The sequence below is a fragment of the Aequorivita capsosiphonis DSM 23843 genome (assembly GCF_000429125.1).
In the GTDB taxonomy this organism is placed as follows: domain Bacteria; phylum Bacteroidota; class Bacteroidia; order Flavobacteriales; family Flavobacteriaceae; genus Aequorivita; species Aequorivita capsosiphonis.
Map to the genome: position 1 here is coordinate 71,681 of NZ_AUBG01000014.1, position 24,123 is coordinate 95,803.

Genomic DNA, 24,123 nt, shown 5'->3' on the forward strand with positions numbered 1-24,123 from the left:
CAACAATATATTGTTTTAAAGATTAACAGTTGTAATTTTGCAACCGTTTTAAGTTGACTGCATCTTAAAAAGAGAACCATTTATATTAAGATTGTGAATTGGATTTAATTCTCTTCTAAATATACTAATTTCTGAAACAGTTACAAACATTCAAAAGGATTAAAATTTTGAACCAGCAAGATAGAATTATTTCCATAGCGAAAAAAACCATAGAGACTGAAAGTAAAGCAATTGCAAACCTCATAGATTTAGTGGATAAAGAGTTTGCCGGAGCGGTTGACCATATTTATCATTCTAAAGGAAGAGTTATTGTTACCGGAATAGGCAAAAGCGCCAATATCGCCACCAAAATAGTGGCCACTTTAAACTCTACAGGAACTCCTTCCATATTTATGCACGCCGCAGATGCAATTCACGGAGACCTGGGAACTATTCAAGAGAATGATACTGTAATCTGTATTTCTAAAAGTGGAAACACCCCAGAAATAAAAGTTCTTGTACCTTTAATAAAGGGTATGGAGATTAAATTAATTGCCATTACGGGTAACGGCGATTCTTTTTTAGGACAACAGGCCGACTTTGTGCTGAATGCCTATGTAGAGAAAGAAGCTTGTCCAAATAACCTGGCGCCAACAACAAGCACCACTGCACAATTAGTTATTGGTGATGCCTTGGCCATGTGTCTTTTGGATCTACGCGGGTTCTCCAGTAAAGATTTTGCACGGTTCCATCCCGGTGGCTCCTTGGGGAAAAAGCTCTATTTACGCGTTAGCAATCTAACTTCACTAAATGAAAAGCCACAAGTAAGTCCCGATACCGATGTAAAGAAAGTAATTATAGAAATCTCCGAAAAAATGCTTGGTGTAACAGCCGTTGTTGAAGACGGAGTGATTGTAGGTATTATTACTGACGGTGATTTGCGTAGAATGTTGACAAAATCGGATACCTTTACGGGATTAACTGCTAAAGACATCATGACACGTAACCCAAAAAGAATAGCAAACAACGCCATGGCAGTGGAGGCTATCGAAATGATGGATAAATACGGTATAACACAGATTCTCGCTGAAGATAAAGGTAGGTACAGCGGCGTGGTCCACATTCACAATCTTACCAAAGAAGGAATTATTTAATGAAAAAGAAATCAACTGACCCAGAAAAAGAAATGTCTTTCCTAGATCATTTGGAAGAATTGCGCTGGCACCTTGTCCGCTCTACGCTGGCAGTATTGATTGTAGCCATTTTGGCTTTCATATTCAAGCGGTTTATTTTTGACACGCTAATCTTTGGGCCCTCCAGACCTGAATTTGCCACCTATTCTATTTTCTGCGACATTTCACGAGCGCTAGGTATGGACGCTTTCTGTTTTCAGGAAATGCCTTTTAAAATTCAAAGTAGAACCATGGCTGGGCAGTTTTCCGCACATATGTGGACTTCTATTTACGCAGGTATTATCATCGCTTTTCCATATATTCTCTATGAATTTTGGAAATTTATAAGCCCCGGCTTAAATGAGAATGAACGAAAATCCAGTCGTGGGTTTATCGTGATCGCTTCGTTTCTCTTCTTTTTAGGTGTTTTGTTTGGATACTATCTAATCACCCCGCTAAGCATCAACTTTTTAGGAAGTTACCAGGTAAGTGATGAAGTGATAAACCAGTTTGATTTAGATAGCTATATTTCCTTGGTAAGAACCTCCGTCCTAGCCTGTGGAATTGTTTTTGAATTGCCAATCCTCATGTATATCCTTACCAAAATTGGTTTGGTATCTCCAGAAATTCTTCGGAAATATAGAAAATTCGCTTTGATTATCGTTTTAGTACTTTCTGCTGTTATTACCCCACCAGATATTGTAAGTCAAATAATTGTTGCTATCCCAATAGTTATTCTTTATGAAGTGAGTATTTATATTTCAAAAGTTGTCATTAAAAATCAGGAGAAAGAGTTAAAAAAAGAGGAACGGAAAAAGAAGAAAGAGGAAAGAGAGTAGAAAGTAGAAAGTAGAAAGTAGAAAGTAAAAAAATCTATAATTTCTTAAACACAGAAAATTATGACAAACAATCAAATTGAAGAATTTAATGCATATCGCGAAAAGATGAATGCAACCATGCTTGCGGATAACAACAAAATCATCAAGCGTATTTTTAACTTGGACACTAACGCCTATATGGAAGGTGCGCTTTCCAAAAAAACAAAAGAGCTTTTAGGCCTAGGTAATTCGTTGGTTTTAAGATGTGACGACTGTGTGCGTTATCATCTGGAAGAATGTCATAAAATGGGGCTTACAAAAGAAGAAGTGGTTGAAGGCATGAGCATTTCGTTACTTATTGGTGGAACGATTGTAATTCCACATTTAAGAAGAGCTTTTGAGTATTGGGAAGCATTGGATGCTCAGGTTAAATAAAAATTTACCACTAAGACATGGATAATTAATATATTCGTGAATTAGAGGCAAAAACTTAAATCAAATAATGAAACTAAAAGCCGAAAATCTTATAAAATCCTATAAAGGCCGAAAGGTCGTAAAAGGCATCACTGTAGAAGTAAATCAAGGTGAAATCGTCGGTTTACTAGGGCCCAACGGTGCCGGAAAAACCACTTCTTTTTATATGATTGTAGGCCTAATAAAACCAAATGGCGGCAGGATATTTTTGGAAGGAACCGAAATCACCAAATATCCAATGTACAAACGCGCGCAGAACGGAATTGGTTATTTGGCCCAGGAAGCATCTGTTTTCAGAAAATTAAGCGTTGAGGACAATATTTTAAGTGTATTGCAACTCACAAAACTTTCAAAAAAAGAACAGCGCCACAAGATGGAAACGCTTATTGAAGAGTTCGGTCTAGGCCATATCCGCAAAAGTCGTGGCGACCTCTTGAGTGGTGGGGAAAGACGTAGAACCGAAATTGCCCGTGCTCTTGCAACCGATCCACATTTTATCTTGCTAGATGAACCTTTTGCGGGTGTAGATCCCGTGGCTGTTGAAGATATTCAGCGCATTGTGGCCCAGCTTAAAGATAAAAACATCGGCATTCTCATAACAGATCACAACGTACAGGAAACACTTGCAATCACAGATAGAACCTACTTAATGTTTGAAGGAAGCATCCTAAAACACGGAGTTCCCGAAGAACTAGCCGCAGATGAAATGGTCCGGAAAGTATATTTAGGCCAGAACTTTGAACTTCGGAAGAAAAAACTGGAGTTTTAAAATTTGTTTTATACTAAAACTGGTAAATTAATGGCAAAAAATCTTTGTTGAAAACCTCCGAAAAAATTCCACATTAACACTTGACCCAACTTATATATTTAAAGTATTTTTGCCTATGCAAAACAACGTCCTCATTTTAGATTTTGGTTCACAGTACACCCAATTGATCGCCAGACGCGTACGGGAACTGAACATTTACTGCGAAATCCATCCTTATAACAAAATTCCAGAAAACCTTGAACCATTCAAGGCCGTAATTCTTTCAGGCAGTCCTTTTTCGGTTCGTGCCGAAGATGCGCCACATCCGGATCTTTCACAAATTCGTGGTCACAAACCTCTTTTGGCGGTTTGTTACGGTGCGCAGTATTTAGCGCATTTTAACGGCGGAAGCGTTGAAGCTTCAGACATTCGTGAATTCGGAAGAGCGAAACTTTCTATGATTAAAGCTGAGGAAGATTTCTTTAAAGATATTCCCGAAAACACCAACGTTTGGATGAGTCACGGTGATACCATCGCTAAACTCCCGGAAAACGCAGTGCGATTGGCAAGCACCACAGATGTACTAAACGCGGCATATAGAATTGAAGGGGAAGAAACCTATGCCATACAATTCCACCCCGAAGTTTATCACTCAACTCACGGCAAACAATTACTCGAGAATTTCTTGGTAAATATTGCCAACGTTGAACAATCCTGGACCCCCGCAGCTTTTGTAGACACGACGGTTGCATCTTTAAAGGAACAAATTGGCGATGGTAAAGTTGTTCTTGGTTTAAGTGGCGGTGTAGATTCTACTGTTGCAGCGATCCTTCTGAATAAAGCAATCGGCAAAAATCTTTACTGTATTTTTGTAAACAACGGTTTGCTTCGGAAAAACGAGTTTGAAAGTGTTCTTCATCAATATAAGGATATGGGGCTTAACGTGAAAGGCGTTGATGCTTCAGAACGTTTTCTAAAAGCTTTAAAAGACGAAAGCGATCCCGAAAGAAAACGCAAGGCCATTGGAAATGCATTTATTGAGGTTTTTGATGATGAAGCGCATCAAGTATCTGATGTAGATTGGCTTGCACAGGGAACCATTTATCCAGATGTTATTGAAAGTGTTTCGGTAAACGGGCCTTCGGTAACTATAAAGAGTCATCATAATGTTGGTGGATTGCCAGATTTTATGAAACTAAAAATCGTTGAACCCCTAAGAATGCTTTTTAAAGATGAAGTGCGCCGTGTAGGGAAGGAAATGGGTATTGATCCAGAATTATTGGGTAGACATCCGTTCCCCGGACCTGGACTTGCTATCAGAATTTTAGGAGATATTACCGCGGAAAAAGTCCGTATTCTGCAAGAAGTTGACGCCATCTTTATCAATGGATTGAGAAAGTGGGAACTTTACGATAAAGTGTGGCAAGCTGGAGCGATTTTACTTCCCGTGAACAGCGTTGGAGTAATGGGCGACGAGCGAACTTATGAAAAGGTGGTCGCTTTACGCGCCGTAGAATCTACCGATGGAATGACTGCTGATTGGGTAAACCTTCCGTACGAATTTCTACAAGAAGTGAGTAATCATATAATAAACCGTGTGAAAGGCGTTAATAGAGTAGTCTATGACATTAGCTCTAAACCGCCAGCAACCATTGAATGGGAATAAGGCATCGATATTAATTTCAGCATTGCTCTGCATGTTGAAATTGGCTTCACCACCTTATTGCAGCCGTTTTTAAACCGAAATTGAGATTATGTTTACAAAATCTAAAAAATCGATTATCCATATGTTGAAATGTTTCATCTATGTTTCTGTGATTATACTTTTCACAGTTAGTTGTGGCTCTGTAGCACAGCAGCAATACAAAAGCCACGCCGTACAAAAAGGTGAAACGGTTTACAGCATTGCCATGGATTATGGTGTTTCTGAAGAAACCATTTACAATCTTAATCCGGATACACGTAAAGGATTAAAAGTAAACAGCATCCTTATTGTTCCTTCCAATAACCTGATTAGCTCTGGCTCAAGCAATAAAAACATCCGTGAACACAGGGTTAAGGGAAAGGAAACTCTTTATGGAATTGCTCAAATTTACAATGTTAGCGTTGACGATATTAAAAAACTCAACAAGGAATTGTACTCTCGAGGTCTTCGGAAAGGAGAGCGTTTATTTATTCCCCCAGCTACCAAAAGTACAGAAACAAATGGCACAGGTTCTGGTGATGTTATGCCTGGAACGAAGCTATATACGGTGCAAGCAAAAGAAACCAAGTTCGGAATTGCAAGAAAATTTGGTATTACCATTGCTGAGCTGGAAGATTTAAATCCAGATTTAAAGGAGGGGCTTAAAGTAGGTGCAACCATTGTAGTTCCCGAAAAAACCGTGATTGATGAAGCAGAAATTGACGATGCTGATTTTCAGTATTACGAAGTAAAGCCTAAAGAAGGTTTTTATAGATTGAAAGTGAAATTTGGCCTTTCAGAAGAAGAAATAGTTGCACTAAATCCGTATGCCAAAGACGGCCTTATAGAAGGAATGATTCTGAAGTTGCCCAAGAATGGAACTTTTACTGCAACTGAGGATTATTCTGTAGTTGATCTTGAAGATAGAATAGCCAACAAAAAAATGAAAACGGTGGCCTTAATGCTTCCTTTCCGATTAGAGCGCAGTACGGGGGATTCTGAACAAGACGACAAAGATTTAGTTAAAAAAGATCCAACCCTTCGTGTAGCTCTAGATTTCTATAGCGGTGCCTTGATGGCTGCAGAATTCGCCAAAGACAAAGGCATTCCGGTAACTCTAAATGTATATGACACAGAAAACAGCGATAGTAAAGTAGCCTCAATTCTGTCAAATGGCAACTTTAAAAAAGTAGATGCAGTAATTGGCCCACTACTTCAAAAGAACGTTGAAAAAGCTTCGAATGTGTTGAAAAGAGATGAGATTCCAGTCTTTTCCCCTTTGAGCAATCGAGATATGGCCATGAACGAAAATCTTTTCCAAACCCTACCAACAAATGCCGTGCTTGAGAAAACCATGATTCAATATTTGGCGCAACACGCTATGGGAAAAAACATCATTATTATTTCAGATTCCAAAAGAACAAAGCAAAGAGAAATGATAAAAGCTGCGATTCCTTCAGCAAAAACAGTTTCACCACGTAGTGGAGGCTATATTCAAGCCAGCGACATTACTGCTGTAGCTTCTGATGGAATGGACAATTGGGTAATTCTTGAGTCTGAAAACCCTATTATGGTAAGTAGTGCAGTAAATGTATTAGCAGCAATGCCTGGAAGTTATAAAATTCGTTTATTCACTTTAGATAGAAATGAAGCTTATGAATGGCATGAAGTTTCGAGCAGCAGACTTGCAAAACTGAACTTCACATTTCCCTCGGTAAATAGAAGTTTATCTGAAGACGATCGAGGACCATTTTTAACAAGCTATAAAAATAAATATGGCGTCTTGCCCAATCGATATGCAATTCGCGGTTTCGATGTAACCTATGATGTTTTGTTGCGTTTAGCTTCAGAAAAAGACATCTATGATGCTATACTTCCGGAAAATGAAACGGTTTATATCGAAAATAAATTTCGTTATGAAAAATCGGATACACAAGGATACTGCAATGAAGCGGCTTATATTTTAAAGTATAACGACGAACTTAAATTTGAAGAAGTAAAATGAGCACATCAAAAGTAACTTACCTTGGAAATCTTCGTACCGAAAACGAACATCTAAAATCTGGAAATAAATTTATTACCGATGCTCCTACCGATAACAACGGAAAGGGTGAAGCATTTTCACCTACGGACACTGTAGCAACAGGTTTAGCAAATTGTATGATTACGGTTATGGGAATCAAGGCTCGCAATATGGACGTAAACATGGATGGTACAACTGCTATGGTCACCAAAACTATGGCTGCAGATCCACGACGTATTTCAAAAATTGAAATTATCCTGAATTTCCCTTCCGGAATAGATGCCAAGTCAAGAAAAATCTTGGAAAACACCGGCAGAACTTGTCCTGTCTTTTTCAGTCTTCATCCAGATATTGAAAAGGTGATTGAGTTTAATTGGTAAAGCCTCCCCCAACCCCACCAAAGGAGGGGCTTAAAAAAGGTATCGTTTTTGATATTTCATAAATATGAAATTACTTCTTGTCTTTATATTTTCCTTTTTGCTCTTTCCGCAAAGTGATTCTGAAAAAATACTGTGGAATGAAAATCGAAAACTTACTTGGGAAGATTTTCGCGGGAAACCCATTCCCAGCGCAAGTTTTGTGGCTAGCACAAATACCGGCATCAATTTTCAATATTCCTATTCATTAAAAAACGGGGAAGTAACTGTAGAATATTCCGTGGCTAGCTTTTTTTATCCTGAGAAGTCTTGGTTTCAACCGGGGAAAGTCAATCAGTATATTTTAAACCATGAACAGGCGCATTTCGATATTTCGGAATTACACGCACGGATGCTTCGAAAGAATCTCGAAGGAAAGAAATTCTCAAAAAGGGTTAAGCTTGAAATTAAAAGAATCTATCATCAAACAGAACAAAAACGACGCGCCATGCAAGTAAAGTTCGATGTTGAGACAGACCATTCCCGAAACGAAATTCAAGAAGCTATATGGGAAAAACAAATCGCAAAACAGCTCAAAAGTTATGAACCTTGGAAGTAGCCCGGATCCCAATCACTTGATTGAACTTGCCAACTATAAAATGCCCTTCGGTAAATATGAAGATTATTATTTGGCGAATATTCCCGAATATTATTATGTCTGGTTTAAGCAAAAAGGCTTCCCCGAAGGAAAATTGGGAAGGATGATGGCCGAAATGTATGAACTGAAATTGAACGGACTTGAAGGTTTGCTTAAGAAACTAATAAAGAAGTAGTGCTTCGGCTCCGCTCAGCAACCGATAATGTCGAAAAAATTTCTAAGTTACATCTGGCCTATTACACGACGTTTTTCTTCGGAAGTAAACGGGACTTTGGAAGTAACTTACGTCAATGGAAAAAAGATTTTGGACACTGAAAATGCCAACTATTCCTATGGTTCACTTCAAAAAATCTTAGAAATTGGATTAACAAAGGTTGATTTAAAATCAGTCGAAAACTTGTTGATTTTAGGAATGGGTGGTGGCAGCGTCATTAAATCGCTTCGGGAAACTTTTGAGTATCAAGAAAACATTGTTACAGTGGAGATTGACCCCGAAATCATAAAACTTGCTAAAGACGAATTCGGAATTTCCACTTCAGAAAACCTTCAAATCATTCAAGAAGATGCTTTTGAATACGTAAAGACTTCCGACCTGTCCGCCGGGGCGGAAGAGAGATTTCAACTAATTATTATCGATCTTTTTATTGATATAAACGTCCCTCCTATTTTTTACGAAAAGGAATTCTGTGATAATGTTTCTTCACTTCTTCAGAAAAATGGTTTTATTATTTTTAATGTAGGGCTGAATCTGGAAAAAAAATCTAACATCGTTGAAACCATTATCTCCAATTTCGGGAATGGTTTCCAGTTTGAAATCCTTTCAAAAGTAAATAGAACAAACACTTTGCTCATTGCACAAAAATTGATGTCTTGATCGGTTTTACTCCACTTCATTTAAGGCGAAACAAATAACGAATATACCTTCCCCCTTTCCACAATAAAAATGTACCTTTGCATCCCGTATAATCATTTCAGCAAACGTATTCATGAGCACCACAAAATACATCTTCGTTACGGGCGGGGTTTCATCATCATTAGGAAAAGGAATTATTGCCGCATCACTGGCCAAACTACTACAAGCCAGAGGTTACCGAGTTACCATCCAGAAATTGGATCCATACATAAACGTAGATCCAGGGACCATGAACCCTTATGAACATGGCGAATGTTACGTAACTGACGATGGTGCCGAAACAGATCTAGATTTAGGTCATTACGAACGTTTCCTGAATGTAACCACTTCTCAAGCAAACAACGTTACCACCGGACGAATTTACCAGAGCGTTATTGAAAAAGAACGTCGTGGTGAATTCCTTGGAAAAACCGTTCAGGTTATTCCACATATCACCAATGAAATTAAAGAACGCGTTCAGTTGCTTGGAAACACTGGTGACTATGATATTATTATCACTGAAATCGGCGGTACAGTTGGCGATATAGAATCTCTACCATATATTGAAGCCGTTCGGCAAATGAAGTGGGAAATGGGTGATGACAATGCTTTGGTTATTCACCTAACGCTTGTTCCCTATCTTTCTGCTGCTGGAGAATTAAAAACAAAGCCAACTCAACATTCCGTAAAAACCTTGATGGAAAGCGGAATTAGAGCAGATATTTTGGTGTGCAGAACCGAGCACGAACTTTCAAGAGATTTAAGGAGAAAACTTGCTCTTTTTTGTAATGTTAAAGAAGAGGCGGTAATCCAATCTATCGATGCTTCCACTATTTACGACGTTCCCAATATGATGCTGGAGGAAGGTTTAGACAAAGTGACCCTTCAGAAATTAAACCTAAAAGACACAAAAAAACCAGATTTAAAGAAGTGGAACAAGTTTTTGGATAGACATAAAAATCCAAAAGGGGAAGTTCGCATTGGTCTTATAGGAAAATATGTAGAATTGCAAGACAGCTATAAATCTATTCTTGAATCTTTTATTCACGCGGGTGCTGAAAATGAAGTGAGAGTGAAAGTGGAATACATAAACTCTGAGCACATTAACGCAAAAAGTATTGGTAAAAAACTTTTAAAGCTGGACGGAATTTTAGTCGCTCCTGGGTTTGGCGAACGTGGTGTTGAAGGGAAGGTTGCTGCCGTGCAATATGCCCGAGAAAACAATTTACCATTTTTAGGTATTTGCTTAGGAATGCAAATGGCAGTAATAGAGTTTGCCCGCAACGTACTTAAACTGAAAGATGCGAATAGCACAGAAATGGATTCGCAAACAAAAAATCCTGTGATTAGCATCATGGAAGATCAAAAAAACATTACCGAAATGGGTGGTACCATGCGGTTGGGCGCTTGGAAATGCGATTTGAAAAAAGGTAGTATTGTAAGTAAAGTATACAAATCAAAAACCATAGAGGAGCGTCACCGCCACCGCTATGAATTCAACAATAAATATCTGGAGCAGTTTGAAGCTGCAGGTCTTGTTGCGACCGGTGTAAACCCTGAAACAGGATTAGTAGAAATCATTGAAATTCCAACGCATCCTTGGTTCGTTGGTGTACAATATCACCCAGAATACAAAAGTACCGTAGCCAACCCACATCCGTTGTTTGTTGCCTTTGTAAAAGCGGTACACGAACACGCCTCGAAAAAGAAATAAGACAATATGGCGTATTGCCAAAAAAGGCGGGATTGTTGTTTACTTGAATCCACCTTCTAATTGAAATAAAAATCAACCTTTCGAAAGAAATTTTTCGGAATTCATTAAAACGATTGTGGATCAAGTCCGCGACATAGTATGGAACAAAAGAAATTCGACTTTAACTCACTTATAGGCTTTGTATTAATTGGTGGAATCCTAATTTGGATGCTTTACCTCAACAAACCAAGCGAGGAGGAAATTCAAGCCGAAAAGGCCAAAACTGAAGCCGCGGCAAAAGGAGAGGCAGCTGCAAATGAAAAGAAATCAGAAGAAATAAGCTTATCTGAAGCGACTTCCGATACTATGAATGGCTTAAAACCGGGCGATTCTTTGGCTATGGAACAACTAAAGAACAAATTGGGTTCTTTTGCTTATTCCGGAACGCTTCCTTCTGCAACCGATGAAAGTACCGTTTTTGAAAATGATGTGCTTTATCTAAAAGTGAGCAACAAAGGAGGTTATATTTCCGAAGCGCGACTAAAGAATTTTACAAAATTCGATTCTATTCCTGTTTATCTAATTAAAGATGGAAATGCTTCGTTTAACCTTCAGTTTTCTGCAGAAAACAGAACCTTAAACTCCCAAGATCTATATTTTGAGCCTACGTTAAGCAAAAATGGTGAAGACCAAGTGCTCTCCATGAAGCTTAAAACTTCGGAAAATGGATACATTGAATATCGCTACACCTTGCATCCTGGAGAGTACATGATGGATTTCAGCATCAATAGCCAAGGTTTAGATAACATTCTTAGTACTTCAACTCCCATGTATTTAGACTCGCAGTTGAAAGGGTATCGTCACGCAAAGAGTATTTCGTATGAAAACCGATATACACGTCTAACTTATGAATATGACGGGGAGAAACATTCAAAACTCTCCGCAGGTAGTGACGACACAGAAGTGGAAAAAGATGTTGCTTGGATGAACTTTCGTCAGCATTTCTTTAGTTCCATGTTGTTGACGGACACTCCTTTTAAAGAGGTTACCCTTAGTTCTGAAAACCTTGTTCACGACGAAGAAATTGACACGGTTTACACAAAAAAATACGGCGCAAAAATACTTTTGGAGCCTAAAGGTGGAGGGATATCTTATGATATGAATATGTATTACGGTCCATCAGACTATCAGATATTCAAAAAATATGGACGTAACCTTGATGAGGCGATGCCATTAGGATGGGGTATTTTTGGAGTTATAAACAAGTATCTTATTATTCCTTTGTTTGCATTTTTGACGGATTTCCTTCCTGCCGGAATTGCCATTATCGTATTGACCATTCTTATAAAACTTTTACTGTCTCCTGTACAATACAAACAGTATTTGTCTCAAGCAAAAATGAAGGTTTTAAAACCTGAAATGGACGAGATCAAGGAGAAGTATAAAGACAATAAACTTAAGATTCAGCAAGAAACCATGAAGTTGCAAAACTCCGCTGGCGCCAGTCCGCTCAAGGGATGTTTACCGGCTATATTGCAGATTCCGGTGTTTTATGCGCTGTTTACGTTCTTCCCATCGGCCTTTGATTTGCGACAGAAGAGTTTCCTTTGGGCAGATGACCTTTCCAGTTATGACAGCATTGCGGAACTACCATTCCACATACCATTTTACGGAAGTCACGTGAGTTTGTTCCCAATTTTGGCCTCTATCGCCATCTTTATTTATATGATGATGACTACTGGACAAAGTATGCAACAAAACCAACAACCGGGAATGCCAAACATGAAGTTCATCATGTATCTTTCACCGTTGTTTATGTTGATATTCTTCAACAACTATGCGAGCGGACTTTCGTTGTACTATTTTATTTCAAACTTGATTACCATTGGGATTATGCTTGTAATCAAAAACTTCATTATTGATGAAGACAAGATTCACGCTAAAATTCAGGTGAAAAAGGCAAAACCTAAGAAACAGAACAAGTTTCAGCGTAAAATGGCTGAAATGATGGAACAGGCTGAAGAGCAGAAAAAGAAGAAATAAAATCTCCAAAGCCTACTTCAACAAGCTTAGTATAATTTAAAAGGCTGGGGAAAAAAGAAAGGATTTTCCTGCAAGGTGTCATTGCGAGGCACGAAGCAATCTCCTTGTAGGTTTAAAAATAGGTTCTAAATTTCTTCGTTGTCTGTATTGACAAATGATTAAAACAATGAAAAAACTAAGTCTTCTTTTTTTCTTCGGAATAGTTTTCTGTTGCGTAGATGCGCACTCACAAAGTGATATCAACCAGATGGATGCTCAAGGTGAGCGCCATGGAGCCTGGCAAAAAACATATCCCGGAAGCAAGCAAGTGCGCTATGAAGGCACTTTTGAACACGGAAAGGAAGTTGGAGAATTCAAATTTTATTGCGCAGATTGTAAGGACAAGCCTTCCGTGATAAAAATCTTTAACGACAAAGACGCTATCGCCGATGTAAAATACTTTACTGCTAAAGGAAAATTAGTCAGCGAAGGGAAAATGAAAGCGAAAGACCGAATTGGCGAATGGGTTTATTATCACAAAAACGCTAATGAAGTTATGACTCGTGAGTATTACGAAAATGGTAAGCTTCACGGAAAAGTGACCACCTACTATCCCAACGGTAAAATAACCGAAGAAACCGATTATAAAAACGGTATCAAGGAGGGCGAAGACAATTACTATTCGCCTGACGGCGTGTTATTAAAAAAACTCCTTTATAAAAACGACGAACTCCACGGTGAAGCTACCTATTTTGATGCATTTGGAAATGTAATAATTGAAGGGTATTATAAAAACGGAAAAAAATACGGTCTTTGGAAATATTACAAAGATGGAAAACTGATCTTGGAAGAGACTTTTCCGAAAAATAAAGGGAAATAGTTACATATCTGAATTGCTTCCGCTGGGAGGCAATTGTTCTTTAATTATTTTTTTTATTGATACCTCTAGCTTTGGAATATCCACCGAACAAACCTTCCAAATCAAACCTATGCTTATCCCGAAATATTGATGGACAACAACATCTCTCATTCCAGCCATTTCGCGCCAAGGAATATCAGTATTTTTATTTCTGACATTTTTTGAGATATGCTTAACGGCCTCCCCTATTATTTCCAACCTCCGAATAACTGCATCTTGCTTTTCGATATTGATTTCAAAATCTTGTTCGGATACTTCCTCAATATATTCATTTATTTTTATAATGCACTCCAAGATATCCTCAAGAAAAACTAGGTCATCACGCATTTCTTTACTATCCATAAATTCTTAATTCTTCAGATAATATACGGTTTTTCAATCTTGGCTTTAATGCTCTATATTCTACTAAATCTACCTTTTTATTAAGTAAACTTTCAAGATCCAGTTTAATCCTAACAAAATCCAATAGACTCATATTTTCTCCCAATTCAACCAAAATATCTATATCACTATCCTCGGAGTTTATACCTTTTGCATATGAACCAAATATTCCTGCACGAGTAATGCTGTTCCTTTTTAACAAAGGAATAACGTGTTTCTTAATACTTTCTATTGTCATCTGAAAAATCTTTTATGCTTCCTTAAAATTAATCTATTTTATACGTAATGACACATTTAAACATAAAAAATAAGGAAAACGTTTTATTATTGTAATTTTGCAGAACTATGAAAAAACGAGTAGTTGTTGGTTTGAGTGGAGGCGTTGATTCTAGCGTTGCAGCCTATCTTTTGAAGGAACAAGGCTATGATGTTATTGGCCTGTTTATGAAAAACTGGCATGATGATTCCGTAACCATATCTAATGAATGCCCTTGGCTGGAAGACAGTAACGATGCCATGCTTGTAGCTGAAAAACTAGGCATTCCTTTTCAAACGGTAGATCTAAGTGAAGAATACAAAGAGCGTATTGTAGATTATATGTTTAGTGAATACAAAATGGGCCGCACACCAAACCCAGATATATTGTGCAATCGCGAGATAAAATTTGATGTTTTTCTGAAAATCGCTCTTAGTTTAGGAGCAGATTTCGTTGCTACTGGACATTATTGCCGTAAAGGAACGATTGAAAAAGATGGGAAAGAAATATATCAGCTTCTCGCTGGGAAAGATCCCAATAAAGATCAATCCTATTTTCTGTGTCAACTTTCACAGGAACAGCTTTCAAAAACACTTTTTCCTATTGGGGAATTATTAAAATCTGAAGTGCGAAAAATTGCTGCCGAACAAAACTTGATTACCGCCGAAAAACGCGATTCCCAAGGTTTATGTTTTATCGGAAAAGTAAGGCTTCCCGAGTTTCTTCAACAGAAATTGGCGCCAAAAGACGGAGTTATCATAGAAGTTCCTGCAAGTTTTTCAGAATATAAGAGAAGTCAACCAGCCTTTGCTTCCGAAGAAGATAAGCTTAGCTATCTTTCAACTAAACGAAAATACTCCAAAGTTGATGGCAAACAAGTGGGAATACATCACGGAGCCCATTATTTCACAAATGGGCAGCGTAAAGGCCTTGCCGTTGGAGGGACCAAAGAGCCACTTTTTGTAATTGCTACAGATGTTGAAGAAAACGTGATTTATACTGGTCAAGGTAAGGATCATCCAGGATTATTTGGTCGCGGGGTATTTGTTAAAAAAGATGAGATTCATTGGGTTCAGGAGGACTTGGCGCTTGCCGAAGATGAAAAAATGGAAGTTATGGCTCGAATTCGTTATAGGCAGCCCTTAGAAAAAGCAACATTACACCGTACATTTTCAGGACTTTATATTATCTTTGAAAATCCGCAATCCGCGATAACTGAAGGTCAGTTCGTTGCATGGTACAAAGGTTCGGAATTACTAGGAAGTGGTGTTATTTCTTAAACTAACTTTTATGGTGAATGCTTATATCTATCTCAGATTAATGGGCTATTAACGATAAAACATTACATCTTTCTAAAACCAAACACTATACACTGATGAAAAAACTACTCCTATTAGCTATCATTTTTATTTCTTTTTTTAGTTTCGCTCAAAATCAAGAGGCCCTTGTATTGCTTGAAGCTAAAGACCCAGCCGTTGTTGCTGCAGCCCTGGCAAACCCAATTTCGATCATGACGCAAGCAGCCATTGATAGAAAAATGGCTCAAGGTACTGCGATTGATAATCGGGACGTTCCTTTGAACGAGGTTCAAAAAGCTGCTATTTCCGCTTCTACCGGAATTACAGTTTTGGCAAAGTCTAAATGGCTAAACGGCGTTTATGTTCGCGGTACTATAAACAATATTGATAATCTTCTGAATCTTGGTTTTGTTACCGATATTGAGTTTGCCGATAAAAGTTTAAACAGACCTGCTGCTAGACAGTTTACAAAAGACAAGTTTGAGATTGAAAACCAATCCAGAACTAATTATAATTATAATTACGGAAGTGCCACAAATCAAACAGAAATGATTAACGTAGATTATCTTCACGATAATGGTTATAATGGTGAAGACATTCTTGTTGCATTTATGGATAATGGCTATCCTGGTGTTTTAACAAATCCCGCCTATGCAAATTTGCGCAATGAGGGGAGATTACTTGGATATTATGATTTTGTTGATCGTGTAGAGAGCCCAAATGGAACAGGAAGTCACGGATCATCAACCTTTAGTGATGCCGCTGGATTTTTGGATGGTCAGTTCGTTGGTACTGCACCTGGTGCTTCTTATTATTTGTTTATAACTGAAGATGGCAGAGGGGAATCTCCTGCTGAAGAGGCCTATTGGGTAGAAGCCTTAGAACGTGCAGATAGCTTAGGGGTTTATGTAACAAATACTTCTTTAGGCTACCAGCAGTTTGACAGATCTGCGTATGATCATACCTACGCAGATCTTGATGGACAAACAACAATTGGTGCTCGCGGTGCTAATGCAGGTTTTGACAAAGGAATGATTAACGTTGTTTCAGCTGGAAATGACGCACAAGGTTTTGGATATGTTAATACTCCTGCTGATGCTCCTGGTTCTCTTACTATAGGCGCAGTTGATTTTCAAAAGAACTATGTATATTTCAGTTCCTACGGACCAAACTCTGCCGGCGTTATCAAACCAGATGTAATGGCCAAAGGTCTTGATGCAGCGGTAGTAAATCGATTTGGTAATGTTACTACTTCAAATGGAACTTCTTTTAGTTCTCCTATTACAGCAGGAGCGGTTGCTTCTTTATGGCAAGCGGCTCCAAACTTAACAAATGATGTAATTATGCAAGCTATCCGTGAATCTGCAGATAGATATACTAATCCAACTGATTTATATGGATATGGTGTTCCAGATTTTGGCGAGGCCCTTAATTCCATTTTGACAATTGGGATAGAAGATCAACTTTTGGACAAGCACTTTGCGTTATATCCAAACCCGGTTACAACCCAAATAAATATATCTTTCCCGAAATGGGCAGAAAGAGCTGAACTTGTATTGTTTAATATTTTAGGAGAAAAAATTCTTCAAAAAAATATTAGTCCGCTGAAAAACAGTGTAGATGTTTCTGAGCTTGCCTCAGGAATGTATATTGCTTCTATAACTTCAAACAACAAAACAACAAGTTATAAAATCATTAAGCAGTAGAGAAGAATAGTATATGCGCCAACTATTTAATTTTTAATATCCCAAAAATAAGTTGGAATAATTTGAAGCAGCAATAGAAGCCTTGCCTATGCTGTTTCAGATACTAGCGAAATGGGACTCTATTAAGCACTGACTTTTATATTTTCAGAATTCTCTCAGTTTAAATCTGTCTAACTTCTATCCCCCATATATAAAGTCATAGAAGTCAGTAGTTAAATGTCTATGCTAAATAAACTGTAAGTTATTCGGACTTTATATTATCTTTGAAAACGCGCAAATTTCAATAATTGAAAATCAGTTTATTGCATGTTCATAAGTTCTGAAGTACTCAAAAGCAGTGTTTTTTTTGCGTAAAATATTTTATATTTATTTTGAGTCAATGAAGTTTAATCAATAGAGAATCCACTTTTTTAAAAACAAATATTATATCCCTATGAAAAAATTATTCCTATTAACTACTATTTTTATTTCAACATTAAGCTATGCGCAAGTAGAAGACGCCCTTATATTTCTTGAGGCTAAAGACCCTGCAGTAGTTGCTGCAGCTTTGGCCAATCCAATCTCCATAATGACTCAAGCAGCCATTGACAGGAAAATGGCACATAGTATTGCAATTGACGATCGTGACGTTCCTCTGAACGAAACACAGAAAGCTGCTATTTCGGCTTCTACAGGAATTACAGTTAAGGCGAAATCAAAATGGTTAAACGCAGTATATGTTCGCGGCACTAAAAACAACATCGATAATCTTCTGAACCTTTCTTTTGTTTCGGAAATTGAGTTCGCGGATAAGAGTTTTAATAGGCCTACCGGAAGACAATTTACGAAGGATAAGTTTGAAATTGAGAATCAATCACGACCTAATTATAATTACGGAAGTGCTACCAATCAAACCGAAATGATTAACGTAAATTATCTTCACGATAATGGATACAATGGCGAAGATATTCTTGTGGCCTTTATGGACGATGGTTATCCAGGAGCTTTAACAAATCCTGCATATACCGAATTACGTAACGAAGACAGATTACTTGGCTATTATGATTTTATTGAGCGCGTAGAGGATCTTAATGGTAGTGGAAGTCACGGTTCTCTAACATTTAGTGATGCTGCTGGACTTTTGGATGGACAGTTTGTTGGCACCGCCCCGAAAGCCGCCTATTACTTATTTATTACGGAAGATGGCAATGAAGAGTCACCAGCCGAAGAAGCTTATTGGGTAGAGGCTTTAGAAAGAGCGGATAGTTTAGGCGTGTATGTAACCAATACTTCTTTGACATATCAAGCTTTTGATAAAAATAGATACGATCATAATTATCAAGATCTTGACGGCCAAACTACTATTGGAGCCCGAGGCGCAAATGCAGGTTTTGATAAAGGTATGATAAATGTAGTTGCTGCCGGAAATGATGCGCAAGGTTTTGGTTTCGTTACCACGCCTGCAGATGCACCTGGCTCACTTACAGTTGGTGCTGTTGATTTTCAAGAGAACTATGTATATTTCAGTTCATTTGGCCCTAATTCTGCGGGGGTAATTAAACCAGACGTAATGGCAAAAGGACTTGATGCTGCTGTTGTTGACCAATATGGTTCAGTTATAACTGCAAATGGTACCTCTTTCAGTTCTCCAATTACTGCGGGTGCTGTAGCAGCTTTATGGAGTGCAGTTCCCAATTTAAAAAATGATGTGGTTATGCAAGCCATTCGTGAATCTGCAGATAGATATAATAATCCAACGAGCTTATACGGTTACGGCGTGCCAGATTTTGGTGATGCCCTAAATAATCTTTTAACAATCGGTGTAGAAGAGCAAATGTTGGAAAATAATTTTGCATTATATCCAAACCCTGTAACTACACAAATAAACATATCCTTTCCAAAATCGGCAGAAAAAGCTAATTTCGCCTTGTTTAATATTTTAGGAGAAAGAGTTCTTCAAAATAGCATCAGTCCTCTAAAGAATAATATAGATGTTTCTGAGCTTGCTTCGGGAATGTATATTGCGTCTATCACTTCAAATAATAAAACAACAAGTTATAAAATTATTAAGCAGTAATGCAAAATCGTATTACCGAACTTTTTAAAATAGATTATCCCATAATTCAAGCTGGAATGATTTGGAACAGTGGTTGGCGACTTGCCAGTGCTGTTTCAAATGCTGGCGGATTAGGCCTTTTGGGGGCAGGTTCTATGTATCCTGAAATTCTTCGTGAACACATCGTTAAATGTAAAAAAGCAACCGCTAAACCCTTCGGTGTAAACGTGCCCATGCTTTACCCAGATATTGATAAAATAATCGATATCATTATTGAAGAAGGAGTAAAAATTGTTTTCACCTCAGCAGGGAATCCAAAAACTTACACTTCAAAATTAAAGGAAAATGGAATTACAGTCGTTCACGTTGTTAGCAGTGTAAAGTTTGCGCTGAAAGCACAAGATGCTGGTGTGGATGCTGTTGTTGCTGAAGGTTTTGAAGCGGGCGGACATAACGGCCGTGAGGAAACGACTACGTTTACATTAATTCCAATGGTGAAAGAGCAATTGGAAATTCCTCTAATAGCTGCTGGAGGAATTGCTACAGGACGCGGAATGTTGGCAGCAATGGTTTTAGGAGCGGACGCTGTGCAAGTGGGAAGTCGTTTTGTAGCTTCGGAAGAGGCATCCTCACATCGTGCATTTAAGCAGATGGTAGTAGATGCCAAAGAAGGCGACACCCATCTAACTTTAAAAGAACTGGCACCGGTGCGAATGTTGAAAAACAAATTCTTCGAAAGTGTAATTCAACTTTATACCACCAATCCAACAAAGGAAGATCTACAAAACCATCTAGGTCGAGCTAGAGCCAAACGCGGCATGTTTGAAGGTGATTTGGAAGAAGGCGAATTAGAAATTGGTCAAATTGCAGGACTTATTCACGATATAAAACCAGCCGCGCAAATTCTAGAAGAGATACTTATAGATTTTGAAAGCGCTAAAAATGAGGTTGCTAATTTTTAAAGAATTTTAAAAAACTATTCCTTAAAATATTCCTAGAAAACGAAAACCCTTCCTTTTAAAAAAGGAAGGGTTTTGATTTTGAACTAAAATTTAAAACTTATTCCTTAATAAGTTTTTTCGTTATCTGGCCATTGTTACCTTGAATTAAAATAAAGTAGATAGAAGAAGCCATTTCAGAAACGTCAATGGATTTTTCAAGTCCCATAGTATGCATATCAATTGTTTTTATCAACCTTCCTCTCATATCATAGATATTCAAATTATCTAATGAAAGCTGCTGCGGATTCGTAATGGAAATTTTGTCCTTAGTAGGATTCGGATACATTTGTATGCTTGCGAAATCAGCGTCATGATCCCCTATCCCTGCTGTGATATCTACCGTAAGTTCAAATGTACAAGTAGTATTATTTCCAGATTCATCTTCAGCAGTTAAAGTAACAGTATAAACCCCATTGTCTAGCTCTGTGCCCGCAACAGGAACTTGCGTAGTCATGGTTATAGGATCTGTACAGTTATCTGTAGCAGTTGCCTCACCATTAACGAAATAATCCGGAACTACATACAAATTGCCAGCTCCAGGATCTTGAGTTTGATCTACTGGACAAGTAAGATCAGGAGCAATAGTATCTTCTACCGTAACAACGGCAACACAAGTTGCTGAGTTTCCATTAACATCTGTTATCGTTAACGTAATATCATTATCGCCTAAATCATCACAAGTAAAGGAATCTGACGATATGCTCATGGAATCGATGGCACAGTTGTCAGTACTTCCATTTTCTACTTCTGCGACGGTTATAGAAGCATTTCCTGATGCATCCAACTGAACACTAATATTCTGGCAAACGGCCGCTGGCAGTTCTGTATCATTTATAGTTACGTCAAATGAACAAGTTTGCACAGGGTTTACACCATCGTCATACTCAAAAGTATTGGTGGTGGTTCCAACTGGAAAAGTGCTACCACTAACCAGACCTTCTGTCTGTGTTAAGGTTCCACCGCTACAACCCACTGGAGAATCCACTATGTAGGATATCTCTGCACCACATAATCCTGGGTCATTATCTTGAGAGATATCACCTGGACAGCTCAGGGTTCCACCACCACCTCCGCCAATTACGTTAACAATAGCAGCACATGTGGCGGTTGCTCCATTATCATTTTTAGCTTCAACAGCTATAGTATTGTTTCCAACATCTGCACAAGTAAAACTCACTGTTGCCGCCAATGGATCTCCTGCCAATACCGAATAGTCCCCACAATCAATTGAAGCGCTAAAAAGCAAATCCTCAGCATTTATAGTGGCGTTTCCATTGCTGTCTAAGACAACATCTAATATTGGAGCAGAAATTTCATAATCATAATCTAAGCCCCAACTATTTAGTGTACCTGTTAATGCATAAGCGACATCTGCAACTGTAAGTTCCCAAACGCCTAAAGTACTTTCACCATCAAATACTGATAATGGGTTGTTAGGAATAAATGTTCCGTCTATTGCTGGTGTAGTCGAAGCACACTCATTCTCCACTGGAGTGGCAGCTTCATCATCCAAAGTAGCCAAAATATCATCACCTGAACAACCATAACCAGAGGAAGTTCGTCCTGGTCGATCTATTATTGTTGCAGTAGTTCCTGAAGGCGACTTTATCTTGACTATTAGATCGCCCACCCATCCATGGGTTATGTTTACATTGACATCTAAATCTGTTATGCTAACATTTTCCGTTACGTCCATAGTTACCGTTACTCCTGAAGCATTCCCATCTGGGATAGAGACTCCAGCATTACTTGATTGTGAACCGGACATTGGAATTAATCCAGAACCAACACATATAATTTCTGGAGGATTGTTGGTTACATCAATATCGTCTGTTAAGGTTGTAGGGGCGCCAGTACAAAAATCATTTACCATATAAGTAACAGTCACAAGACCTTCTCCTCCAACACTAGGATCAAAAGTAAATGTAGAACCATTGCCATCATCTGTTACGCCGGGCCCACTGTAAACACCACCTTCCGGGTTTCCTCCTGAAAGTCCGGTCTGAATTCCGTCGGCAAGACACACTTCATCAACAACATTTAAACTGGAAAAAGTAGGCGGTAAATCAAAAGCTTCCGTACCGTCACTTTTGCTACCTGATGAACCTTGACTTGCACTATAACCTAAACCTCTTCTAGCAAATGCTTCCCATATTGCACAAATATGTGCGCCACCATACAATGCTTGGTCTGCTGCTAAAATCGCATCCCGACCATCTACAAACCCTGGACTACAAGGCTGTAGTTTTAACCCTTCCGTTACTAGAGCAAGGGCAACGTTATTTCCTCCTGTTCCATTATAAACATCAGGATCAAAAGATTCTGTAGCCATAATTTCCCAAGTCATCTCCCAAAGCATGGTAGCCCAAATCTCTCCTACTCCGTGGGGTGCTACAGCAGTTTTAATATTATCATAAGTATGAGGGTTTACACCAAAATTAGTACTGTATGGATGCACTCTAATACCTGGTCCACCAGGACCTTCCCCAATAAGCCAAGTCCCTACACCTCTGGAATCTGCTCCTGAGTCTCCTGGTTCCATGGTAAGCATCAAACCATAAAAATCACTCCAGCCTTCACCCATTTGTTCCTGATTTTGAAGACAGTTAACCTGCGAAGGACCTCCGGTTAATCTAATTGAAATACCATGACTATATTCATGAAGTATAACACTATTGTCTAAATCCCCATCGCGGTCGCTACAAACGTACATTTGCATTCTAGGTCGACTGCCATCTGGAGGCGTGGAAAAATTGGCATTACATGTTCCTGAACCATCTTGAGCCTCTGCATTTACAGGATCATTCCCAGCACCACCTTTTCCATAATTATTATGTTGGAAGTTTCCACCAACTTCATCGAAACCATACTGATATGCAACATCGTGAAGAATGTTTGTCCAGTAAAAAAGATTCGTTACGGCCGCATCTTCAGATTGGTCAGCATTACTGTAATTAAGATTTAAAGGAAAGTCAAATATCAAATTACCTCCAGGACTGAAGGCATATTTTCCATCAGGATTATTATTTGCATTATCATCATCATACGCATCGGCATTATTACCTCGTGTGTTGGTGTATTCAGCACCTTCTACCCCATTTGTATCATGCCATCCATAAGGTGATGCCAATAGATTCTCTGGATTTGTAACCAACGTTCTTGTTCCATAGTTCGGGTTTTCAGTAGGCATAGCGAAAACATTATAGCTTGCTGCAGGAGGTGCAGTACTTAAACTTGCCTCAGTGTTATTACGAACTGGTTCCCTCATTGGCCCAACGAAGGGAACTGCAGCTGAAGAAGCAGCGTGCAAATGATCACGATGATCCCCTAAAATGTTACAGGAAACGGTCCAGTTATCCTTATCCAATATTCTACCTGTAGAAGCATCCACAAGGAAGTTCCACCAATCTGAAGAAGTCTTTTCGGCAATAGAAAGCTCCCAAATCAACTGGGTACCGACTCCTTCCTTATAGTAATACATTAATTTTGTTGGAATATCTTCTGAAGAGATATTGGCTTTATTAAAAACCACTGATTTATTTTTACCACCAATATTTTTAATTTCCTGAAGATTGGAAACTTTGTATCCCATTTGGTTCGCCACAGAAACTATAGCTTGTTTCGCGGTAATTCCTTGTGAACTATTTTTAAGTGTGGCCGGGGCATCTGCCAAAAATTTATTGTGGACCACCAAAACCTTTCCGGTTTTATCAAAATGCACACTGGATTCGGTTCCGTAAATTTCCAGGCCATTAATAGCCTGGCGTAAATAAACATTGCGAACTTCACTAACTCGGCTTATATTCTCATTTGTAATTACATAAGAGCCGTTATTTACTTTTATAAGTTCTTCTAAGGATATAGTTGAAGATTTTGAAGCCATCTGTGCGGCTTTCTCTTCCCTTTCCCGCTCCTGATCTTGGGCGGAGAGCTGAATTGTAAGAAAACATAACACCATTAAGGCTAATGTAGATTTTTTCATATTTAAATTTGGTTTTAGTTAGGCCA

20 protein-coding genes are annotated in these 24,123 nt (G+C 38.4%); 17 read left to right on the forward strand and 3 right to left on the reverse strand.

Annotated elements, in window-relative coordinates; genetic code table 11:
- The first annotated feature begins 167 nt into the window (after window positions 1-167).
- The 13 genes from G440_RS0112610 (at window position 168) to G440_RS0112675 (ending at window position 13,399) form a co-directional block, all read left to right on the forward strand.
- The gene (locus G440_RS0112610; protein WP_026451636.1) at window positions 168-1,133 is read left to right on the forward strand and encodes a KpsF/GutQ family sugar-phosphate isomerase; all 966 of its coding nucleotides are present in this window, start codon (window positions 168-170) and stop codon (window positions 1,131-1,133) included.
- A complete protein-coding gene (tatC, locus tag G440_RS0112615) occupies window positions 1,133-1,990 on the forward strand; it encodes a twin-arginine translocase subunit TatC (RefSeq protein WP_026451637.1) in 858 nt (285 codons plus the stop codon). Before G440_RS0112610 ends, tatC begins: the two co-directional genes overlap by 1 nt.
- Before the next feature lie 60 nt (window positions 1,991-2,050).
- A complete protein-coding gene (locus tag G440_RS0112620; RefSeq protein ID WP_026451638.1) occupies window positions 2,051-2,404 on the forward strand; it encodes a carboxymuconolactone decarboxylase family protein in 354 nt (117 codons plus the stop codon).
- Between the two features lie 67 nt (window positions 2,405-2,471).
- Entirely contained in the window at window positions 2,472-3,212 is a 741-nt protein-coding gene (gene lptB / locus G440_RS0112625) for an LPS export ABC transporter ATP-binding protein (RefSeq protein WP_026451639.1), read from the forward strand.
- A 115-nt stretch (window positions 3,213-3,327) separates the two neighbouring features.
- Window positions 3,328-4,857, forward strand: coding sequence for a glutamine-hydrolyzing GMP synthase (gene guaA, locus G440_RS0112630; protein WP_026451640.1), 1,530 nt, complete (start codon window positions 3,328-3,330; stop codon window positions 4,855-4,857).
- An 88-nt stretch (window positions 4,858-4,945) separates the two neighbouring features.
- Window positions 4,946-6,880 (forward strand): LysM peptidoglycan-binding domain-containing protein, encoded by a 1,935-nt coding sequence (locus tag G440_RS0112635; RefSeq protein ID WP_051285360.1) that lies wholly within the window; start codon window positions 4,946-4,948, stop codon window positions 6,878-6,880.
- A complete protein-coding gene (locus G440_RS0112640; protein WP_026451642.1) occupies window positions 6,877-7,278 on the forward strand; it encodes an OsmC family protein in 402 nt (133 codons plus the stop codon). The genes G440_RS0112635 and G440_RS0112640 overlap by 4 nt, the downstream gene beginning before the upstream one ends.
- A gap of 64 nt (window positions 7,279-7,342) precedes the next feature.
- Window positions 7,343-7,873 carry a DUF922 domain-containing protein gene (locus tag G440_RS0112645; protein ID WP_026451643.1) on the forward strand — a complete coding sequence of 177 codons (531 nt, stop codon included), beginning with the start codon at window positions 7,343-7,345 and terminating at the stop codon, window positions 7,871-7,873.
- Complete coding sequence (locus tag G440_RS0112650; RefSeq protein ID WP_026451644.1) at window positions 7,857-8,087, forward strand: DUF3820 family protein; 231 nt, start codon at window positions 7,857-7,859, stop codon at window positions 8,085-8,087. Before G440_RS0112645 ends, G440_RS0112650 begins: the two co-directional genes overlap by 17 nt.
- A gap of 27 nt (window positions 8,088-8,114) precedes the next feature.
- Window positions 8,115-8,786 carry a spermidine synthase gene (locus G440_RS0112655; protein ID WP_026451645.1) on the forward strand — a complete coding sequence of 224 codons (672 nt, stop codon included), beginning with the start codon at window positions 8,115-8,117 and terminating at the stop codon, window positions 8,784-8,786.
- Between the two features lie 112 nt (window positions 8,787-8,898).
- Window positions 8,899-10,518: a CTP synthase gene (locus tag G440_RS0112665; protein ID WP_026451646.1), complete on the forward strand. Its 1,620-nt coding sequence runs from the start codon at window positions 8,899-8,901 to the stop codon at window positions 10,516-10,518.
- 138 nt (window positions 10,519-10,656) lie between these two features.
- Window positions 10,657-12,540 (forward strand): membrane protein insertase YidC, encoded by a 1,884-nt coding sequence (yidC, locus tag G440_RS0112670; protein ID WP_026451647.1) that lies wholly within the window; start codon window positions 10,657-10,659, stop codon window positions 12,538-12,540.
- A 166-nt stretch (window positions 12,541-12,706) separates the two neighbouring features.
- Window positions 12,707-13,399 (forward strand): toxin-antitoxin system YwqK family antitoxin, encoded by a 693-nt coding sequence (locus G440_RS0112675; protein WP_034259530.1) that lies wholly within the window; start codon window positions 12,707-12,709, stop codon window positions 13,397-13,399.
- Here the strand turns inward: G440_RS0112675 and G440_RS0112680 are convergent, their stop codons facing one another.
- Together G440_RS0112680 and G440_RS0112685 are read right to left on the reverse strand one after the other, a co-directional pair.
- Window positions 13,400-13,780 (reverse strand): HepT-like ribonuclease domain-containing protein, encoded by a 381-nt coding sequence (locus tag G440_RS0112680; protein WP_051285362.1) that lies wholly within the window; start codon window positions 13,778-13,780, stop codon window positions 13,400-13,402.
- Window positions 13,773-14,057 (reverse strand): nucleotidyltransferase family protein, encoded by a 285-nt coding sequence (locus tag G440_RS0112685; RefSeq protein ID WP_026451650.1) that lies wholly within the window; start codon window positions 14,055-14,057, stop codon window positions 13,773-13,775. The genes G440_RS0112680 and G440_RS0112685 overlap by 8 nt, the downstream gene beginning before the upstream one ends.
- A gap of 107 nt (window positions 14,058-14,164) precedes the next feature.
- On the opposite strand from G440_RS0112685, the gene mnmA reads away from it, so the two are divergent.
- The 4 genes from mnmA to G440_RS0112705 all read left to right on the forward strand — a co-directional run bounded on the left by mnmA (window position 14,165) and on the right by G440_RS0112705 (window position 20,076).
- Window positions 14,165-15,355: a tRNA 2-thiouridine(34) synthase MnmA gene (mnmA, locus tag G440_RS0112690; protein WP_026451651.1), complete on the forward strand. Its 1,191-nt coding sequence runs from the start codon at window positions 14,165-14,167 to the stop codon at window positions 15,353-15,355.
- A 95-nt stretch (window positions 15,356-15,450) separates the two neighbouring features.
- A complete protein-coding gene (locus tag G440_RS0112695) occupies window positions 15,451-17,079 on the forward strand; it encodes a S8 family peptidase (protein ID WP_034259509.1) in 1,629 nt (542 codons plus the stop codon).
- A 433-nt stretch (window positions 17,080-17,512) separates the two neighbouring features.
- Complete coding sequence (locus G440_RS0112700; protein ID WP_026451653.1) at window positions 17,513-19,135, forward strand: S8 family peptidase; 1,623 nt, start codon at window positions 17,513-17,515, stop codon at window positions 19,133-19,135.
- The gene (locus G440_RS0112705; protein ID WP_026451654.1) at window positions 19,135-20,076 is read left to right on the forward strand and encodes an NAD(P)H-dependent flavin oxidoreductase; all 942 of its coding nucleotides are present in this window, start codon (window positions 19,135-19,137) and stop codon (window positions 20,074-20,076) included. The genes G440_RS0112700 and G440_RS0112705 overlap by 1 nt, the downstream gene beginning before the upstream one ends.
- A gap of 97 nt (window positions 20,077-20,173) precedes the next feature.
- On the opposite strand, the gene G440_RS20760 is transcribed toward G440_RS0112705, so the two are convergent.
- On the reverse strand, window positions 20,174-24,097 hold the full coding sequence (locus G440_RS20760) for a M36 family metallopeptidase (RefSeq protein ID WP_051285364.1): 3,924 nt from the start codon (window positions 24,095-24,097) through the stop codon (window positions 20,174-20,176).
- Window positions 24,098-24,123 lie beyond the last annotated feature (26 nt).

Coding starts and splice junctions, on each gene's coding strand:
- G440_RS0112620 (WP_026451638.1), top strand. CDS start 2,051: ATGACAAACAATCAAATTGAAGAATTTAATGCATATCGCGAAAAGATG.
- G440_RS0112675 (WP_034259530.1), top strand. CDS start 12,707: ATGAAAAAACTAAGTCTTCTTTTTTTCTTCGGAATAGTTTTCTGTTGC.
- G440_RS0112655 (WP_026451645.1), top strand. CDS start 8,115: ATGTCGAAAAAATTTCTAAGTTACATCTGGCCTATTACACGACGTTTT.
- G440_RS0112650 (WP_026451644.1), top strand. CDS start 7,857: ATGAACCTTGGAAGTAGCCCGGATCCCAATCACTTGATTGAACTTGCC.
- G440_RS0112685 (WP_026451650.1), bottom strand. CDS start 14,057: ATGACAATAGAAAGTATTAAGAAACACGTTATTCCTTTGTTAAAAAGG.
- G440_RS0112700 (WP_026451653.1), top strand. CDS start 17,513: ATGAAAAAATTATTCCTATTAACTACTATTTTTATTTCAACATTAAGC.
- G440_RS0112635 (WP_051285360.1), top strand. CDS start 4,946: ATGTTTACAAAATCTAAAAAATCGATTATCCATATGTTGAAATGTTTC.
- lptB (WP_026451639.1), top strand. CDS start 2,472: ATGAAACTAAAAGCCGAAAATCTTATAAAATCCTATAAAGGCCGAAAG.
- G440_RS0112705 (WP_026451654.1), top strand. CDS start 19,135: ATGCAAAATCGTATTACCGAACTTTTTAAAATAGATTATCCCATAATT.
- G440_RS0112695 (WP_034259509.1), top strand. CDS start 15,451: ATGAAAAAACTACTCCTATTAGCTATCATTTTTATTTCTTTTTTTAGT.
- tatC (WP_026451637.1), top strand. CDS start 1,133: ATGAAAAAGAAATCAACTGACCCAGAAAAAGAAATGTCTTTCCTAGAT.
- G440_RS0112640 (WP_026451642.1), top strand. CDS start 6,877: ATGAGCACATCAAAAGTAACTTACCTTGGAAATCTTCGTACCGAAAAC.
- G440_RS0112680 (WP_051285362.1), bottom strand. CDS start 13,780: ATGGATAGTAAAGAAATGCGTGATGACCTAGTTTTTCTTGAGGATATC.
- guaA (WP_026451640.1), top strand. CDS start 3,328: ATGCAAAACAACGTCCTCATTTTAGATTTTGGTTCACAGTACACCCAA.
- mnmA (WP_026451651.1), top strand. CDS start 14,165: ATGAAAAAACGAGTAGTTGTTGGTTTGAGTGGAGGCGTTGATTCTAGC.
- G440_RS0112665 (WP_026451646.1), top strand. CDS start 8,899: ATGAGCACCACAAAATACATCTTCGTTACGGGCGGGGTTTCATCATCA.
- G440_RS0112645 (WP_026451643.1), top strand. CDS start 7,343: ATGAAATTACTTCTTGTCTTTATATTTTCCTTTTTGCTCTTTCCGCAA.
- yidC (WP_026451647.1), top strand. CDS start 10,657: ATGGAACAAAAGAAATTCGACTTTAACTCACTTATAGGCTTTGTATTA.
- G440_RS20760 (WP_051285364.1), bottom strand. CDS start 24,097: ATGAAAAAATCTACATTAGCCTTAATGGTGTTATGTTTTCTTACAATT.